A 17168-nucleotide genomic window follows, 5' to 3' on the forward strand; every position below is an offset into this window, starting at 1 on the left:
ATCGCAAACGCGACACGTCGCGGCCGCGACCACCCCGGCCGTGGCCGACGAATGCGTTCCGCACTGCAAGTCGCCACCCACCGCACACCGGAGGAACCCACATGAGCACCCCGGCCCAGCAGCCCCCGTTCGGTCCGCCCGCCCCTGGCGGCTGGGGACACCTGCCGCCCGTGGCACCGCCTGCCAGGAAGCCTTCGCGCCGCAAGACGTGGTTCACGCACAGCGCGGTCGCGCTCGTCGCACTGGGCCTGGGAGCCGGGATGGGCGGCGGCGCCGACGCGGGCGACGGCAAGGCGGCGACTCCCACCCCGACTGTGACGGTGACGGCCGCCGCCAAGGGTGCCGCCCCCGCCCCGACGAAGACCGCGGCCAAGCCGACGACGCCGACGCCGACGCCGACGACCAAGCCCGCCGACACCACGGCGGCGTCCGCCGCGAAGATCTCCGGCGACGGCGAGTACCTGGTCGGCGAGGACATGAAGCCCGGCACGTACAAGACCCAGGGCCCGGGTGACAGCTCCATCTGCTACTGGGAGAGGGCCAAGGACTCCAGCGGCGGCTTCGACTCGATCATCACCAACGGCACCCCGACCGGGACCGGCCGGGTGACGGTCAAGAAGGGCGAGGTCTTCAAGACCCAGGGCTGCCAGGACTGGACCAAGGTCGGCTGAGCGGCAGCGGGCGCCCCGACCTGCGGGCCGCGACGTGCACTCGGCGCCCCGGGACGACCCATCCTCCGAACAGCATCCGGCCCCCGGGAGACAGCACATGACCGTGACGGAACAGCCCCAGCAGACGCGAACCACCCCACCGACCCCGCTCAGCCGGCCCCCGCCGACCAGCCCGAAGCCGCGACGCCCGGTCTGTCCCGCGCCACGGGGCGCGCCAAGCCGCTCCCCCTGCACTCCGTCACGCCGGCGGAGACGGCCCGGCGGGCGAAGGCCCTCCGGTCCCGGCCGAGTCTGGGCTGCCACTACCGCCTGTACGAACTCGGGCCCACGCACGACCGGGTAAGGGCCTGGCGGACCGAGGCCGACGGCCTCGTCCGAGAACTGATCCACTGACTGTTCGTCACCGTCTGGTTTCTGATAGTTGTTTCAGCGGGGTACGGGCACATGCCCGTGGCGGTGTCCCCTGGCACCGCAGGGAGGACGCACATGAGCACCACCACTCGGGACGAGATCCTCGCCGGTGAGCAGCGGGCGGTGGACCACGCGTACGACTGCTACACCACGAAACTGGCTGAACTGAGCGGCGCTTCGGCCGCCACCGCCTCGGCGAGCGGCAAGGACGGGATCGCCAACCGGGCCGAGGCGGAGGCTCGCGCAGAGGCCTACGGAGGGCTCGGCGACGAAGCCCTGGTCTTCTCCCGCGTCGATGCGCCGGAGGACCCGGGAGGAGCCCCCCGTCCCTGGTACATCGGGCGCCGCGGTGTGCAGGACGCCTCGCACGAGCCGGTGGTCCTGCTGTGGACCAGCCCCCTGGCGAAGAAGTGGATCGAGACCCGGCCCGAGAACCCGGGCGAGGTGGTCCTGCGTCGACAGCTCCGCTGCGTACAGCGGATCGTCGAGAGTTACTTCGACGAGGTCTCCCTGCCGACGCCCGCTTCCGAGCCCTCGGCCGCACCTGAGGCCGCCGCCGTACCGGAGCGGGCCGCCGTACCGGAGCGGGCCGCCGTACCGGAGCGGGCCGCCGTACCGGAGCGGGCCGCCGTACCGGAGCCCCGTCAGGCCGCCGACGACAGCGCGGCGGAGCAGATGGACGCGTCCCTCGCCCCGGAGCATATGCCGGCCCCGACCCCCGGCGATGTTGTACAACGCCAGCGTCGAAAGGCGCTCCAACCGGACGACTTCCTGCTGCGGGAGCTCCAGCGGTCGCGCGGCGGTCGAATGCGGGACATCGTCGAGACCATCCGCCGCGACCAGATGGAGCTGGTCACCGGCTCGCCCTCGGACATCCTCGTCGTGCAGGGCGGCCCTGGCACCGGCAAGTCGGCGGTCGGCCTGCACCGGGTGACCTGGCTCGTCAACAACGAGCACTTCAGGGCCCAGGACATCCTCGTCATCGGCCCCCACCAGCGGTTCCTCGACTATGTCGGAAAGGTCCTCCCCACCCTCGGCACCCGGGACGTCAACGCCGTCCAACTGGACCGCCTGTGGGAGGGCGAGATCCTCGGCGCCGACTCCCCGAAGGCGCGCCTCGTGAAGTCGGACAAACGCATGGCGGACGTGCTGCGGCGGCGCGTCGAGAGCGACTACCGCCCCGAGGCTCTCGACGCCCTCACCGTTGACCCCTCCTTCGTGGGTGACGAGCCCGCGATCGTCGTCACCGCCGGCAGTACGACCCTCCGCGTGCCGAAGTCCGAGGTCCTCGCCCTCCTCGAACGGGCCCACACCGGCGACGGGCCCTTCCGGGAGCGGCGCGATCGTTTCCGCGGCCTCTTCGTCGACCGGCTCCTCCAGGAACTCGCCGACATCGCGCCGCGCCGTGGGCAGGCCGGCACGATCCGCCGCGACCTGGAACGCAACCGCCGGGTCGAGCGCCTCGTCGAACGCATCTGGCCGTCCCCCGGCCCCCGGGAGGCCCTGCGCAGCCTCTACGACTCGGCCGACCTCCTGCGGGACTGCGCCGACGGCATCCTCGACGAGGACGAGCAGGCGGCTTTGCTGCGGGCTCGCGCCGCCAGCGCCGACGCCGATCCATGGACCCTCGACGACCACGTCTGCCTCGAAGAGCTCCGAGTGCTGATCAGCGGCGACACCCCACCGCGATACGGCCACATCGTCGTCGACGAGGCCCAGGACCTCACGCCCATGCAGGCCCGCTCCCTGCGGCGGCGCTCCGCCGTCGGCGGCTCCATGACCGTCCTGGGCGACCTCGCGCAGGCGACGGGCGCCCACATCCCGACGAGCTGGGACCTGCTCGGCGCGCTCCTCTCCGACCATGGCGACTGGAGCGTGGCCCAGCTCACCACCAGCTACCGCGTCCCCGCCGAGATCATGGAGTTCGTCGCCCCTCTCGCACGGACGATCGCTCCGAGTCTGCCGTACCCGCAGGCTGTCCGGGAGGCGGGAGCGGACGCCGTACGGACCGTGGCGACCGAGCCGTGGAAACTGCTCGACGACACCGTCGCCCACGTGGCCAGGCTCGTGGACACCAGTGACGGGAGCACCCCCCGCTCTGTGGCCGTCATCGTTCCCGACGACTCGGACTGGCTGGACGCCATCAGCCGCAGGATCACCGAGGACGGCGACATCGGCGAGCGGAACAGCGAGACGGTCTCCGTGCTGGCCGCAGCTCAGGTCAAGGGCATGGAGTACGACCACGTCCTGGTAGTCGAGCCGGCCACGATCGCCGACCGCGGTCCCGCTGGGCTGCGCCAGTTGTACGTGGCCCTCACCCGCAGCACCCAGAGCCTGACCGTCCTGCATACCGCCCCGCTGCCGGAGGCGCTCACCGCTTCCGGGGACGCCCCGGCGCCGACAGTGCCCGCTGTCCAGCCGGAGGACGGCGAAGCCGGAAGGCTTCCCCGGATCGGTACCGATGTCCGGGTCGAGGTCGTGGGCCGGGCCCCGGGCGGTCGCTACAAGGTGAAGCCGTTGTCGCCTGTGATCGACCGACCGCTCGTCCTCACCGTCCGCCACGGATCGGTTCCCCCTCTGCGGGGCGCGAAGTTGGACTGCTGGGTGTTCGCCAACGAGACGACCCAGACGGTGCTCACCGCCGACCAGCGCGGTCGGTCGCCCATTTCGGAGCGGATGGCAGGACGCTACCGCGCGGCACTGGATGTTCTCAGAGAACTGACCGAGAGCGACGGCGATGTTCCCGACGCCCGCAGCCGTCTCTCCGAACTCCAGGGCATGGCCAACCGCATCCTCCGACGGGACCAGGCCGACTGGGTCAACGTGCTTCACCTGTTCGGCGATCCGGACAGAGAACGACTCGGAGTTCTTCGCGACCTCGCCGCGACGACCAACCGTGCGCTCAAGGAGGGCACTCTCGACGTGGGCCGGCTCGCAGAGGCGCTGGCAGTCTCCGGCTGGGCGGGGTCCCTCGCTGAAGCGCGGCGAGAGCTCCAGGAGCGCTTCGACACAGCGACGAAGCCGAACTCCGACGGCGCGGCCCCCGTCGCCCCGACGCAATCCGATCAGAAGGAAGAAGTGCAGATGACCACCGCGGACACCGCCGCAACGCCGGCTGCGACCACGAATGACGGCTTCCTTCGTGCGCTGGAGACGGCCGCCGGTACCGACCGCGCGTGCAAGAAGCACGAAGCGGTTCGTCACGCGCTGAAGGCATCACTCCTCTGGGCGGACCTCCAGCCGGTCGACTCACCGGTCGTCGACGTCAGCTGCGTCACCGAGCACGGCCTCTTCCTCTACGAGGCTCTGGGCGCAGGCTGCTCGGCCTATGCGGACCTGCGATCGGGTGCGACGCGCCTCCTCGAGATCAACCACACGCTGCCCGCGCCGGCCGACGGTCTCTACCTTGTTCTCCCCGAGCCGCCCGCCGAGGACTGGTCGGTAGACACGATTCGCGACATCTTCCGTGTCAATGTCATCTGGCGCAGCCCGGCCGGCTGGGGTGGCGAGAACGCAGACATCGCGCTTGGCCCCGCTGGGGTGAGTGATTGGCAATAGCTGTGGATCAGTTCGCTCCTGCGCCCTGCAGGATCACGCCGACGCCGACGGCCGCGCAGACAACGGCAGCGACGGTCGCATTCCCCCTGACGCAGCGGTGCCCCCACCTCATCCGTCCGGTTGGGGTGCCCCTGCGTGTGTCCAGTGGCGTCGGCGTCAGGCCTGGCTGTCGGCCGCCTCGGTCTGTCCGCTCTTCTTCACCGCTGCCGCCGGCCGCATGTGCAAGGGTTGCGCGGGGTGAGCGCGTGGTCCGCGCGGGTTTCGCCGGGAAGCCCGCGAGGCAGCGGCCGACCGTTTGGGCGCGCCGTGCGGCACACTGGACGTTTGGTCCGTGCGGAAGGGATGTGCGCGTACGTGAACGGTCCTCTCATCGTCCAATCCGACAAAACCCTGCTCCTGGAGGTCGACCACGAGCAGGCCGACGACTGCCGTCGGGCCATCGCGCCGTTCGCGGAGCTGGAGCGGGCGCCGGAGCACATCCACACCTACCGGGTGACCCCGCTGGGCCTGTGGAACGCGCGGGCGGCCGGGCATGACGCCGAGCAGGTCGTGGACGCGCTCGTGCAGTACAGCCGTTATCCGGTGCCGCACGCGCTGCTGGTGGACATCGCCGAGACGATGGACCGTTACGGCCGGCTGACGCTGAGCAAGCACCCGGCGCACGGTCTGGTGCTGACGACCACCGACCGGCCGGTGCTGGAGGAGATCCTGCGCTCCAAGCGGGTCACCCCGCTGATCGGCGCCCGGATCGACCCGGACACCGTGGTCGTGCACCCCTCCGAGCGCGGGCAGATCAAGCAGACGCTGCTGCGGCTGGGCTGGCCGGCCGAGGACCTCGCGGGGTACGTCGACGGCGAGGCGCACGCGATCGAGCTGGACGAGGACGGCTGGGCGCTGCGGCCCTACCAGAAGCAGGCGGTGGAGAACTTCTGGCACGGCGGGAGCGGCGTCGTCGTCCTGCCGTGCGGCGCGGGCAAGACCCTCGTCGGCGCGGGGGCGATGGCCCAGGCGAAGTCCACCACTCTCATCCTCGTCACGAACACGGTGTCGGCGCGGCAGTGGAAGCACGAGCTGGTGAAGCGGACGTCGCTCACGGAGGACGAGATCGGCGAGTACAGCGGGACGCGGAAGGAGATCCGGCCCGTCACCATCGCCACCTACCAGGTGCTGACGACCCGGCGGAAGGGCGTCTACCCGCATCTGGAGCTGTTCGACTCCCGGGACTGGGGTCTGATCCTCTACGACGAGGTGCATCTGCTGCCGGCGCCCGTGTTCAAGTTCACCGCGGACCTCCAGGCCCGCCGCCGTCTCGGTCTGACCGCGACGCTGGTCCGCGAGGACGGCCGTGAGTCGGACGTGTTCTCGCTGATCGGGCCGAAGCGGTTCGACGCGCCGTGGAAGGAGATCGAGGCGCAGGGCTACATCGCGCCCGCGGACTGTGTGGAGGTCCGGGTCAACCTGACCGACTCCGAGCGGCTGGCGTACGCGACGGCCGAGGCGGAGGAGAAGTACCGCTTCTGCGCGACGACCGCGACGAAGCGGAAGGTCACGGAGGCGATCGTGCGCCGGTTCGCCGGGCAGCAGATCCTGGTCATCGGCCAGTACATCGACCAGCTGGACGAGCTGGGCGAGCACCTGAACGCCCCGGTGATCAAGGGCGAGACCTCCAACGCCCAGCGCGAGAAGCTCTTCGACGCGTTCCGGGAGGGTGAGATCAGCGTGCTGGTCGTCTCGAAGGTCGCGAACTTCTCGATCGACCTGCCGGAGGCGACGGTGGCGATCCAGGTGTCGGGCACCTTCGGCTCCCGCCAGGAGGAGGCCCAGCGTCTGGGCCGCGTCCTGCGCCCGAAGGCGGACGGCCACCAGGCCCACTTCTACTCCGTCGTCGCCCGGGACACCATCGACCAGGACTTCGCGGCCCACCGCCAGCGCTTCCTCGCGGAACAGGGCTACGCCTACCGGATCATGGACGCGGACGAGCTGCTGGCGGAGAGCTGACCGCACATCACTTGACAGCGGGCGTCACTTGCGGCGGACGCCCGCTTCCGCTCCGTACTCACCGAGAACGATCACGTCGAAGGCGGCGCGGGCGAAGACCTTCACGGCGCGCAGGGCGTCGCCGGGACGGTGACGGTGTACGTCGACGTCGGACAGGGGGGTCGCGCCGGACGGGCGACCGGGGGCTGGGTTGAGGGTCGCTGCACTCATGTCTCCATGATGGGATCCGAGGCATAAAGGGGGCATCGGTCCCAGGTCCCCAGTTCTCGTACTACCTGAGTACAGCTGTGGGGGCGGAGCGTCCCCTGACAGGTGGAGGGCCGTCCCGTAGGGGTCGCGCCGGGGCGCTCGCGGGCGGCCGGAAAATACGTTGGCACGCGCCTCCTCCGTTCACCTAGAATCTCCGCTCTTGCCCGCCTCCCTCAACCGGAGTGCCGCCGTCCGGACGGAAACCGGACGGCATCCCGCAGCCCGCAACCCCACCTTCAGCCGGCCCGGAGGCACCCCCTTGTCCACGCCGTCCACGCCCGCCCACGACGACGACCCCCTCGCCCGCGAACGCGGCCACCTCGCCTCCTCCCGTGCCGCCCTGCGCGCCATGCGCGAGGACGTCGAGTCCCTCGACATCAGCGACGTCACCGCGAACTGGGTCAACGCCCAGATCCTGGAGCGGCAGATCGGGGAGCGCATCAAGGCGCTCGCCGACCTCAGCGACACCCCGCTGTTCTTCGGCCGCCTCGACTACCTGCACGCTCCGGGCGCGGAGCAGGCGGAGGGCGCGGAGGGGGAGAGCCCGCGGCCGGAGGACGCTGATCAGAAGCTGTACATCGGGCGGCGGCATGTGCACGACCATGACGGCGACCCGATGGTCATCGACTGGCGTGCGCCGGTCTCGCAGCCGTTCTACCGGGCCTCGAAGAAGGATCCGATGGACGTCGGGCTGCGCCGCCGCTTCGGTTACACCCGCGGGGACATCACGGCGTACGAGGACGAGCATCTCTCCGACCCGTCCGAGGCGGCGGCCACCAGCAAGCTGCTCCAGCAGGAGATCGAGCGGCCGCGTGTCGGCCCGATGCGGGACATCGTCGCCACCATCCAGCCCGAGCAGGACGAGATCGTCCGCAGCGGGCTGGGCGGCACGGTCTGTGTACAGGGAGGCCCCGGCACCGGGAAGACGGCCGTGGGTCTGCACCGGGTCGCCTACCTCCTCTACGCCCACCGTGAGCGGCTCGCCCGCACGGGCACGCTGGTCATCGGGCCGAACCGGTCCTTCCTGCACTACATCGAGCAGGTGCTGCCCGCCCTGGGCGAGTTGACGGTCCGCCAGGGCACGGTCGACGACCTGGTGGCCCATGTGGAGGTGCGCGGCACGGACGACGCGGCGGCCGCGGTCGTCAAGGGCGACGCGAGGATGGCGCAGGTGCTGCGCCAGGCGGTCTACTCGCACGTCGGCATGCCGGCCGAGCCGGTCGTCGTGGTGCGCGGCTCGCGGCGCTGGCGGGTTCCGGCGTACGAACTCCAGGAGATGGTCCGGGAGTTGCTGGACCGGGACATCCGCTACGGCGCGGCCCGCGAGGCCCTGCCGCAGCGCATCGCGCATGCGGTGCTGGTGCAGATGGAGCGTTCGGGCGAGGCCCCGGACGACCGGGTGCAGGACGCCGTGGCCCGCAACAGCGCGGTGAAGGCGGCGGTGAAGGCGGTCTGGCCGGCCGTCGACCCGGCGAAGCTCGTGCTGCGGCTGCTGTCCGACGCCGAGTTCCTCGCCGCGCACGCCGAGGGTGTGCTCAGCGAGGACGAGCAGAAGACGATCCTGTGGGCGAAGCCGGCGCGGTCGGTGAAGTCGGCGCAGTGGTCGGCGGCGGACGCGGTGCTGATCGACGAGACGACGGACCTCGTCGAACGCACGCACTCCCTCGGCCATGTCGTCCTGGACGAGGCGCAGGACCTGTCCCCCATGCAGTACCGGGCGGTCGGCCGCCGCTGCACGACGGGCTCGGCGACGGTGCTGGGCGACCTCGCGCAGGGCACCACCGCCTGGGCGACCCGCAGTTGGGAGGAGGCCCTCGGCCATCTCGGGAAGTCGGACGCGGTGATCGAGGAACTGACGGCCGGTTTCCGCGTGCCGACGGACGTCATCACCTACGCCTCCCGCCTCCTGCCGCACATCGCGCCGGGCCTCACCCCGGTCGCGTCGGTCCGCGAGAACCCCGGGTTCTTCGATCTCCGCCCGGTCTCCGGCACCGCCGAAGTCGTCGCGGCCTGCGAGGAGTTGCTGCGCAACGAGGGCTCTACGGGACTGATCGCGGCCGACGCCCGCATCCCGGCCCTCACCGAAGCCCTCACGGCGGCCGGCCTCGCCCATCTCTCCCCCGGCGAGGAGACGACGGCAAAAATCCGCCTCACGCTGGTCCCGGCCTCCCTGGCCAAGGGCCTGGAGTACGACTACGTGGTCCTGGACGAACCCCAGGCGGTGGTCGACGCCGAACCGGACGAACGCACCGGTCTGCGACGCCTGTACGTGGCCCTGACCCGAGCCGTCTCGGGCCTGATCGTCACCCACACGGCACCGCTGCCACCCCAGCTCAGCTGACGGGGTCCAGCCGACCCGACGCGTCGAGCCGGCCTGGCGGTCCCGACTCGACCTGACGGTCCCGACTCGACCTGACGAACCCGACTCGGCTTGGCGGACCCGTTCGGCCCGGCGCACCCGTTCGGCCCGGCGCACCCGCTCGGCTTGGCGCACCCGCTCGGCTTGGCGCACCCGCTCGGCTTGGCGGACCCGTTCGGCTTGGCGAACCCGGCTCGGGCTCACGGCCCCGCCAAGCCGATGGTCCCGTTCCGCCTGGCGGACCCGTTCGGCTTGGCCAACCCCGCTCGGCCCGGCGCACCCGCTCGGCTTGGCGAACCCGGCTCGGCTTGGCGAACCCGCCTCGGGCTCACGGCCCCGCCAAGCCGATGGTCCCGTTCCGCCTGGCGGACCCGTTCGGCTTGGCCAACCCCGCTCGGCCCGGCACACCCGCTCGGGCCCACAACCCCCGCCAGCCCCGCTAGGCCCGCCAGCCCCACCAAGCCCGCCAGCCCCGCTCGATCTACTCGCCGCGCTCGGCCTGCCCGGTCTGACCGGCCCGCTCGGCCTGCCCGTGTCGCTCGGCTTGCCCCGCCTGCCCGGCCCGCTCGGCTTGCCCCGCCTGCCCGGCCCGCTCGGCTTGCCCTGCCTGCTCGGTCTGTTCGGGTCGCTTTGCGTCCAGTGCCCGCCGCCACTGCGCGACGGTCCGCGCCGACACGGGTCCTGTCCAGCCGTCGGGGCGGGCCGCGCCGCCGATGTGGAAGGCGTCGACGCCGGCCGAGCGGAGGGTGGGGACGTGGTCGAGGCGGAGGCCTCCGCCGACGAGGAGGTGCTGCTCGTAGCCCTGTTCTCCGTGGCGGGACGCCTCGGCGAGGAGGGTGGGCAGGCCCGCGTCCACGCCCGCCGCCGCGCCGGCCGTGAGATAGGTGTCCAGGCCGGGCAGACCGTCCAGCTGCTTGCGCAGGGCGTCGCGGTCGGCGGCGTGGTCGAGGGCGCGGTGGAAGGTCCAGCGGCAGCCGTCCAGCTCGGCGACGACCCGCTCCACGGCCGGCAGGTCCACCCCGCCCTCCGGGTCCAGGAACCCGAGGACGAACTCGTCCGCGCCCGCCGCCCGCAGCTCGCGGGCGACCCGCACAAGGCGGTCGACGTCTTCGGCGGCACCCGCCGCGAAGCCCGCGGACAGGCGCAGCATCACGCGCAGGGAGAGGTCGACGGCGGCCCGGATCCCGGCGAAGGCCGCGACCGGCGGGGTGAGGCCGTCGGCGGCCATGTCGGTGACCAGCTCGAGGCGGTCCGCGCCTCCTGCCTGGGCGGCGAGCGCGTCCTCGACGTCGAGGGCGATCACCTCCAGAACTGCACGCTTGCTCATGGGACCCCATTCGTCGGCGTTCGTCGAGCGCCATCGGACGTGACGGCTACAGGTCTAGTCCAATTGAGGATACGCCGTCGCGGCCCCCGGCCCACCCGGACCGGCCCACCCCGAACCGGCCCACCCGGGACCGGCCTGCCGCGCGACAATGAGGTCATGGCCGATCTCGATCTCGACGTCCTGCGCAGCCGCTTCAGTCACGCCCTGGAGAGAGCCAGGTCCCCCGTCGGCGGTCCCGACCCCGTGCTCTACGCCGACGATCTCCTCGCCCGCTGGCAGGAGCCGCAGCGCCGCTATCACACGCTCACGCATCTCACGGCCGTCCTCGACCGCGTCGACGAGCTCCAGGCGCACGCCGACGACCCCGACGTCGTCCGGCTGGCCGCCTGGTTCCACGACGCCGTCTACCTGCCCGACCGCTCCGAGAACGAGGAGCGTTCCGCCCGGCTCGCCGAGCGCGCGCTGCCCGAGGCCGGGGTGTCGCGGGAGCGGACCGCCGAGGTCGCGCGGCTCGTCCGGCTCACCGTCACCCACGACCCGGCCGACGACGACCGCGACGGCCAGGTCCTGTGCGACGCCGACCTCGCGATCCTCGCCGCGCCGCCGTCCGCGTACGCCGCCTACACCGCCGCCGTCCGCGAGGAGTACCACTTCGTCCCCAGCGACGCCTTCCGCGCCGGACGGGCGGCCATCCTGCGTCAACTCCTCGACCTGCCGCGGCTGTTCAGGACGCCGTACGGGAGCGAGCGGTGGGAGGAGACGGCCCGCTACAACCTGCGGGGCGAGCTGGAGCTGCTCGCCTCATGACCGCGCCCGCGCCGCCGCGTATCCCCGCCGCACGGCTCACCCTCGAAGGCGTCACCCCGTCCGCCGCCGCCGGACTGCGGGCGGGCGGCGGCGGGGGTTTCGTCTGGCTCGGCGGCGGGCCGTTCGAGGGCACACGGGACGCCGCCGGAATGCTGGTGAAGGCGTATGTGAACGGCGTGCACCGGCCCGAGTTCGGCCTCTACGTCCTCGTACGGCGCGAGGACGGCCGGGCGGTCGGCAGCATGGGCTTCCACGCGGCCCCCGACGAGGACGGCCGCACCGAGATCGGCTACGACCTGGTCGAGGCCGCCCGAGGCCACGGCTACGCGACGGAGGCGCTGCGCGCGCTGGCCGCCTGGGCGCTGGCGCGGCACGACGTACGACGCCTGTTCGCGGTCGTCGAGCACGCCAACACCGCCTCCCGGGCCGTGCTCGAACGGGTCGGCTTCGCCCGGGTCGGCGGCGACGACGGCGACGGCGTGGGCGAGGAGGGCGACGGCCGGTACGCGTACGAGCTCACGCGACTCAGGGCGTGACGGCGGGGCCGCCGCCCTTGCGTCTGCGCAGACCGGACGTCGTCAGCAGCCGGATCACCTCACGGCTGCTCACCTCCACCGCGCCGGCCGCCACCACCTCGGCGTAACGATGGGAGGGGATGTCGTAGTGGTCGCGTTCGAAGGCGCGCCGGGGGACGCCCAGCCCGTCGGCGAACGCCTGCAGTTCGGCGTACGAGACATCACTGACGAGGTGGGACCACATACGGCCGTGGCCCGGCCAGTTCGGCGGGTCGATGTAGACGGTCACGAGAGCTTCACGAGGACGACATGCCTCCCATGGCCGGCCCCAGCGAACCCACCGACGCGACCTTCACGCCCGCCTTGTGGCACACCCAGTGCGGGTCCGGGCCGAGTTCGGGCTCGATGTCGAGGGCGTGCGGGTCGCCGGAGCCGCAGACCGGGCACAGCGGCCAGCGGCCGTGGCGTTCGAGCAGCGCGTCCTGCACGTCCTGCGCGACCAGCCCGGCCACGTACTGCGCGCCCTCCGGCCACTGCTCGACCCACCACCGTCGCTGCACGACGGACTCCTCGACCATCGACACGACGTCCGCCGCGGCGACCTCGCCCGCGGCGAGATCGGCGAGCACGAGGGCACGTGCGGCGTGCAACGTCTGTTCCAGGGGGCTGACGGGGTGGTCGATGGGATCCATGCCCCTATTGTGCGCACTCTTGACCACGCACCCCAAGGTCGACCCCATCCTGTCGGCCCCACGCTGTCGGTCCCATGCTGTCGTCCCCAAGCTTCGGAAAGAGTCAGCTCGATGAACTCACGTGATCTGCGCGCCGAACTCGACGTACTGACCACCGAAGGCTTCCGTCCCGAGCTCGCCGAGATCGATCTGCTGCCCACGCTCGATCTCGCCCGGCTCATGAACGGGGAGGACGCCGGCGTGCCCGGGGCCGTCGCCGCGCAGCTTCCGCGGATCGCCGCCGTCGTCGACGCCGTCGCCGAGCGGATGGGGCGTGGGGGGCGGCTGGTGTACGCCGGGGCGGGTACCGCCGGGCGGCTCGGGGTGCTGGACGCGTCGGAGTGTCCGCCGACGTTCAACACCGGGTCCGGGCAGGTCGTAGGGCTGATCGCGGGCGGGCCTGCGGCGATGGCGACATCCGTCGAGGGGGCCGAGGACTCCCGGGAGCTCGCCGAGGCGGACCTGGCCGCGCTCTCCCTCACCCCGGACGACACCGTGGTCGGCGTCTCCGCCTCCGGCCGCACCCCGTACGCCGTCGGCGCGCTCGCGTACGCCCGGGCCCGGGGTGCGCTGACCGTCGCCCTGGCCTGCAACGCGGGCAGTGCGCTGGCCGCCGCCGCCGAGCACCGGATCGAGGTGGTGGTGGGGCCCGAGCTGCTCACCGGCTCCACCCGGCTGAAGGCGGGCACGGCGCAGAAACTGGTCCTCAACATGATCTCGACGATCACGATGATCCGGCTGGGCAAGACGTACGGGAACCTGATGGTCGACGTGCGTGCCTCGAACGAGAAGCTGCGCGCCCGTTCGCGGCGGATCGTGGCGCTGGCGACCGGCGCGGACGAAAGCGACGTCGAGGCGGCCCTCGCGGCCGGCGACGGGCAGGTGAAGAACGCGATCCTGGTGCTGCTGGCCGGGGTGGACGGGCCGACGGCCGCCCGCCTTCTGGAGGAGTCCGGGGGACATCTGCGCGCGGCGCTCGCCGCCGCGAACGGCTGAGCCGCACGCTCGGAGAGTGCGCACCGACTCCTCCTCCCCCGCCGCCTCCGCAGCCGCCGCGATCCTGCCGCTGGTCGGCGGCCCCGCGAACATCGTCTCCGTCGCCCACTGCATGACCCGGCTGCGGCTGGGCCTCGCCGATCCGTCGCGGGCCGACGAGGAGGCGCTGCGGGCGGTGCCCGGGGTGCTGGGGGTCGTCGTGGACGACGCCTCGTACCAGGTGGTCCTCGGACCGGGCGCGGTGACGACGGTGACGGCCGCGTTCGAGAAACTGCTCGGCCCCCGCCCGGCCGACCCCTCGACCGCCCCCTCGACCGCCCCCTCGTCCGCCCCCTCGACCGCCGATGAACTGATCGCGCGGGGAGAGGAGTTGAGGGCGGCCCAGCGGCGGCACAACGCGACCCCGCTGAAGACCGCCCTGCGCCGGCTGGCCGCCGTCTTCGTGCCGCTCATTCCCGCCCTCATCGGCTGCGGGATCCTCGCCGGCGTCAACGGGCTACTCCTCAACGCCGGCTGGCTGCCGGGCCTCACGCCCGCGCTGACCGCGATCGCCTCCGGCTTCATGGCGCTGATCGCCGTCTTCGTCGGCCACCACACGGCGAAGGAGTTCGGCGGCACACCGATCCTGGGCGGCGCGGTCGCCGCGATCGTCGTCCACCCGGGGGTCGCGAAGGTGACGGCGTTCGGGGTGACGCTCGCCCCCGGCCAGGGCGGCGTCCTCGGCGCGCTGGCCGCCGCGCTGCTGGCGACACGCGTGGAGAAGTGGTGCCGCGGCCGCGTCCCGCAGACCCTCGACGTACTCCTCACCCCCACCGTGACGGTCCTCGTCGCCGGCCTCGGCACGCTGTACGGCCTGATGTACGCGGCCGGCGCGGTCTCCTCGGCCATCGGCACGGCCGCGAACTGGCTGCTCGCCACGACGGGCCCCTTCGCCGGCCTCGTCCTCGGCGGCCTCTTCCTGCCGCTGGTGATGCTCGGCCTCCACCAGGCCCTCATCCCCCTTCACACCACCCTCATCGCCCAGCAGGGCTACACCGTCCTCCTGCCCGTCCTGGCGATGGCGGGCGCGGGCCAGGTCGGCGCGGCGATGGCGGTGTACGTCCGGCTGCGCCACGACACGTCCATCCGGACGACGATCAGATCGGCGCTCCCGGCCGGACTGCTGGGCATCGGCGAACCCCTCGTCTACGGCGTCTCCCTCCCCCTCGGCCGCCCCTTCCTCACCGCCTGCGCGGGCGGCGCGGCCGGCGGAGCGTTCGTCGGCTTCTTCGCACTGCTCGGCGACAAGGTCGGCGCGACGGCGATCGGCCCGTCCGGCTGGGCCCTGTTCCCACTCCTCGCGGGCAACCGAGGGCTGGGCATCACAGCGGCGATCTACGCGGGCGGCCTGCTGACGGGCTACGCGGTCGGCTTCGCGGCGACCTACGTCTTCGGCATCCCCGACCGCGCGCCCGCGCCCACCGCCGCTCCTTCTCCGACTGACAATGGGTAGCGGGTCCGGCTCGGTCCCCGGGCCCCCGCCCCTCCCGGAACCGCTCGCCCGTCGGGGAACCGTGGCCACCCCCCTACCCTTGGGGGCATGAACCACGCCCAGCTCACCGCTCTCGGTCGCGCCCTCCGGCTGCTCGGGGAGCACGGCGAGGCCCTGAGCGCCGACACGCCCGATGCCCGGCTGCACGAGGTCAAGGCCGATCTGCGGCGCGCCCTGGAGCTGCTGGACGAGAGCGTCGTCGGCGCCACGCCCACCACCCGCTGCGCCGAGCATCCGAACGGCCCGGTCGACGAGACCGCCCCCGACCTGTGCCTGCTGTGCGAGACCCGCCGCCGGGCGGCCCGGCGCGCCGAGTACAACGGCCCCGCCCCGCAGGCCCCGTACACCCCGACCCCCTCCATCTCCCGTTATGGCACCCGCGCCGACCGCCCGCAGCCCCAGCAGCGCTGGCTGCCGGAACTGTGGAACGGCCAGGAGTGGCACCTGTGCGGGACGCCGAGGCGGGACCGTCGCGAGGCCGAGCTGTACATCGCCGCCCTGCGCCGCGGCTCGCGGCCCGCGATGGCCTACCGGCTCGTGCACGAGTTCACCGATTACGAGGTCCTGCGCATCTGGGGCACCCCGGTGAAGGTCGACATCGAGCCGCTGGGCAACCTCTGAGATTGAGTTGAGCAAGCTAAGTTGCCCCCGTAGAGGCACGCGGACGCACGCGGGCCCCGAGCAGCAGCTCAGGGCCCGACTGGGCAAGGGCCGGACAGGCCCCAGGACGGCTGGGCTCAGCTGAGAGTCTTCAGCGCCGCCGCGTCGTAGGGCTTCAGCTCGTCGAGACGACCGTCGAGGACCTTGGCGGCCCACTCCGGGTCCTGCAGCAGCGCCCGCCCGACGGCCACCATGTCGAACTCGTCGCGCTCCAGCCGGTCGAGGAGGTCGTCGATGCTCTTGACCGGGGCGCCGTCGCCCGCGAACCCACGCAGGAAGTCCCCGTCGAGGCCGACTGAGCCGACGGTGATGACGGGCCTGCCGGTGAGCTTCTTCGTCCAGCCCGCGAGGTTGAGGTCCGAGCCGTCGAACTCCGGGAGCCAGTAGCGGCGGGTGGAGGCGTGGAAGGCGTCGACACCGGCGGCGGCCAGCGGCGCGAGGACGGCGTCCAGCTCCTCCGGGGTCTCGGCGAGCCGCGCGTCGTACGCCTCCGACTTCCACTGCGAGTAGCGGAAGATGATCGGGAACTCGGCGGAGACGGTCTCACGGACGGCCGCGACGACCTCGGCGGCGAACTTCGTACGGGCCACGAGGTCGCCGCCGTAGGCGTCGGTGCGACGGTTGGTGCCGGCCCACAGGAACTGGTCGAGCAGATAGCCGTGGGCGCCGTGCAGCTCGACGCCGTCGAAGCCGATGCGCTCCGCGGCCGCGGCCGCCTCGGCGAACGCGCCGATGACGTCGTCCAGGTCCCGCTGGGTCATCGCCTTGCCGGTGCCCTCGGTACCGTCCAGACGCAGTCCGGACGGACCGACGGCCGGAGCGTCCGCGTACGGCGGCTCGCCCTGGTTGCGCACCATCCCGATGTGCCACAGCTGCGGCACGATCTTCCCGCCGCCCGCGTGCACGGCCTCGGCGACCTTCGCCCACCCCGCCAGCTGCTCCGCGCCGTGGAACCGCGGCACCCGGTCGCTCTGCCCGGCGGACTCGTGCCCGACGGTCGTCCCCTCGGTGACGATGAGCCCGACACCGGCGGCGGCGCGGCGGGCGTAGTACGACGCGACGTCCTCACCCGGGATGCCGTCCGGCGAGAACATGCGCGTCATGGGCGCCATCGCGATGCGGTTCGAGACGGTCAGTCCGTTGATGGACACCGGCCGGGAGAGGATCTCGGCGGCGCGGGACGGGACGGGCTGGGTGACGCTCACGTTGAATGTCTCCTCGTGACGGTGGACCGGTAAACCGCTGACCAGCGGGTATGTGCACATGCATACAGTGCCCGCGTACAACAACTTCCCGGCCCCCGACACCATTCCATCCACACCCGGAATCCCCCTGTGATCCCGACCACGCACACC

At 72.4% G+C, this 17168-nt stretch carries 12 protein-coding genes and 2 pseudogenes; 9 read left to right on the top strand and 5 right to left on the bottom strand.

What is annotated here, in order from left to right:
- Positions 1-101 precede the first annotated feature (101 nt).
- From ACIBTS_RS27165 to ACIBTS_RS27175, 3 genes are all read left to right on the top strand, one after another.
- Positions 102-671 carry a hypothetical protein gene (locus tag ACIBTS_RS27165; protein WP_399322804.1) on the top strand — a complete coding sequence of 190 codons (570 nt, stop codon included), beginning with the start codon at positions 102-104 and terminating at the stop codon, positions 669-671.
- A 486-nt stretch (positions 672-1157) separates the two neighbouring features.
- Positions 1158-4640 (top strand): HelD family protein, encoded by a 3483-nt coding sequence (locus ACIBTS_RS27170; protein ID WP_399322805.1) that lies wholly within the window; start codon positions 1158-1160, stop codon positions 4638-4640.
- A 354-nt stretch (positions 4641-4994) separates the two neighbouring features.
- Positions 4995-6638, top strand: a complete 1644-nt coding sequence (locus ACIBTS_RS27175; RefSeq protein ID WP_079664977.1) for a DNA repair helicase XPB — start codon at positions 4995-4997, stop codon at positions 6636-6638.
- A gap of 24 nt (positions 6639-6662) precedes the next feature.
- Here the strand turns inward: ACIBTS_RS27175 and ACIBTS_RS27180 are convergent, their stop codons facing one another.
- Positions 6663-6848 (bottom strand): hypothetical protein, encoded by a 186-nt coding sequence (locus ACIBTS_RS27180; RefSeq protein WP_399322807.1) that lies wholly within the window; start codon positions 6846-6848, stop codon positions 6663-6665.
- A gap of 298 nt (positions 6849-7146) precedes the next feature.
- Here ACIBTS_RS27180 and ACIBTS_RS27185 point away from each other — a divergent pair, with 298 nt between their 5' ends.
- The gene (locus ACIBTS_RS27185) at positions 7147-9228 is read left to right on the top strand and encodes a HelD family protein (protein ID WP_399322808.1); all 2082 of its coding nucleotides are present in this window, start codon (positions 7147-7149) and stop codon (positions 9226-9228) included.
- A 652-nt stretch (positions 9229-9880) separates the two neighbouring features.
- On the opposite strand, the pseudogene ACIBTS_RS27190 reads toward ACIBTS_RS27185, so the two are convergent.
- Positions 9881-10573, bottom strand: a pseudogene (locus ACIBTS_RS27190) (copper homeostasis protein CutC); the annotation flags it as partial.
- Between the two features lie 156 nt (positions 10574-10729).
- Between ACIBTS_RS27190 and ACIBTS_RS27195 the strand changes: the two are divergent.
- Both ACIBTS_RS27195 and ACIBTS_RS27200 read left to right on the top strand, forming a co-directional pair.
- Entirely contained in the window at positions 10730-11380 is a 651-nt protein-coding gene (locus ACIBTS_RS27195) for a hypothetical protein (protein WP_399322809.1), read from the top strand.
- A gap of 20 nt (positions 11381-11400) precedes the next feature.
- Positions 11401-11916: pseudogene (locus tag ACIBTS_RS27200) on the top strand (GNAT family N-acetyltransferase); the annotation flags it as partial.
- Here the strand turns inward: ACIBTS_RS27200 and ACIBTS_RS27205 are convergent.
- Complete coding sequence (locus ACIBTS_RS27205; RefSeq protein ID WP_079661507.1) at positions 11906-12184, bottom strand: DUF4031 domain-containing protein; 279 nt, start codon at positions 12182-12184, stop codon at positions 11906-11908. The pseudogene ACIBTS_RS27200 and the gene ACIBTS_RS27205 sit on opposite strands and share 11 nt — an antisense overlap.
- Positions 12185-12191: 7 nt before the next feature.
- Positions 12192-12587, bottom strand: a complete 396-nt coding sequence (locus tag ACIBTS_RS27210) for a hypothetical protein (protein WP_399322811.1) — start codon at positions 12585-12587, stop codon at positions 12192-12194.
- Positions 12588-12698: 111 nt separating this feature from the next.
- On the opposite strand from ACIBTS_RS27210, the gene murQ reads away from it, so the two are divergent.
- The 3 genes from murQ to ACIBTS_RS27225 all read left to right on the top strand — a co-directional run bounded on the left by murQ (position 12699) and on the right by ACIBTS_RS27225 (position 15774).
- Positions 12699-13622: an N-acetylmuramic acid 6-phosphate etherase gene (gene murQ, locus ACIBTS_RS27215; RefSeq protein ID WP_399322813.1), complete on the top strand. Its 924-nt coding sequence runs from the start codon at positions 12699-12701 to the stop codon at positions 13620-13622.
- A gap of 16 nt (positions 13623-13638) precedes the next feature.
- Positions 13639-15114: a PTS transporter subunit EIIC gene (locus ACIBTS_RS27220; protein WP_399322814.1), complete on the top strand. Its 1476-nt coding sequence runs from the start codon at positions 13639-13641 to the stop codon at positions 15112-15114.
- Positions 15115-15201: 87 nt separating this feature from the next.
- On the top strand, positions 15202-15774 hold the full coding sequence (locus tag ACIBTS_RS27225) for a hypothetical protein (protein ID WP_399322816.1): 573 nt from the start codon (positions 15202-15204) through the stop codon (positions 15772-15774).
- A 116-nt stretch (positions 15775-15890) separates the two neighbouring features.
- On the opposite strand, the gene ACIBTS_RS27230 is transcribed toward ACIBTS_RS27225, so the two are convergent.
- Positions 15891-17018 carry an NADH:flavin oxidoreductase gene (locus tag ACIBTS_RS27230; protein ID WP_399322818.1) on the bottom strand — a complete coding sequence of 376 codons (1128 nt, stop codon included), beginning with the start codon at positions 17016-17018 and terminating at the stop codon, positions 15891-15893.
- Positions 17019-17168: the final 150 nt, after the last annotated feature.

It is taken from the genome of Streptomyces sp. NPDC050121, assembly GCF_044460385.1.
GTDB lineage: Bacteria > Actinomycetota > Actinomycetes > Streptomycetales > Streptomycetaceae > Streptomyces > Streptomyces soliscabiei.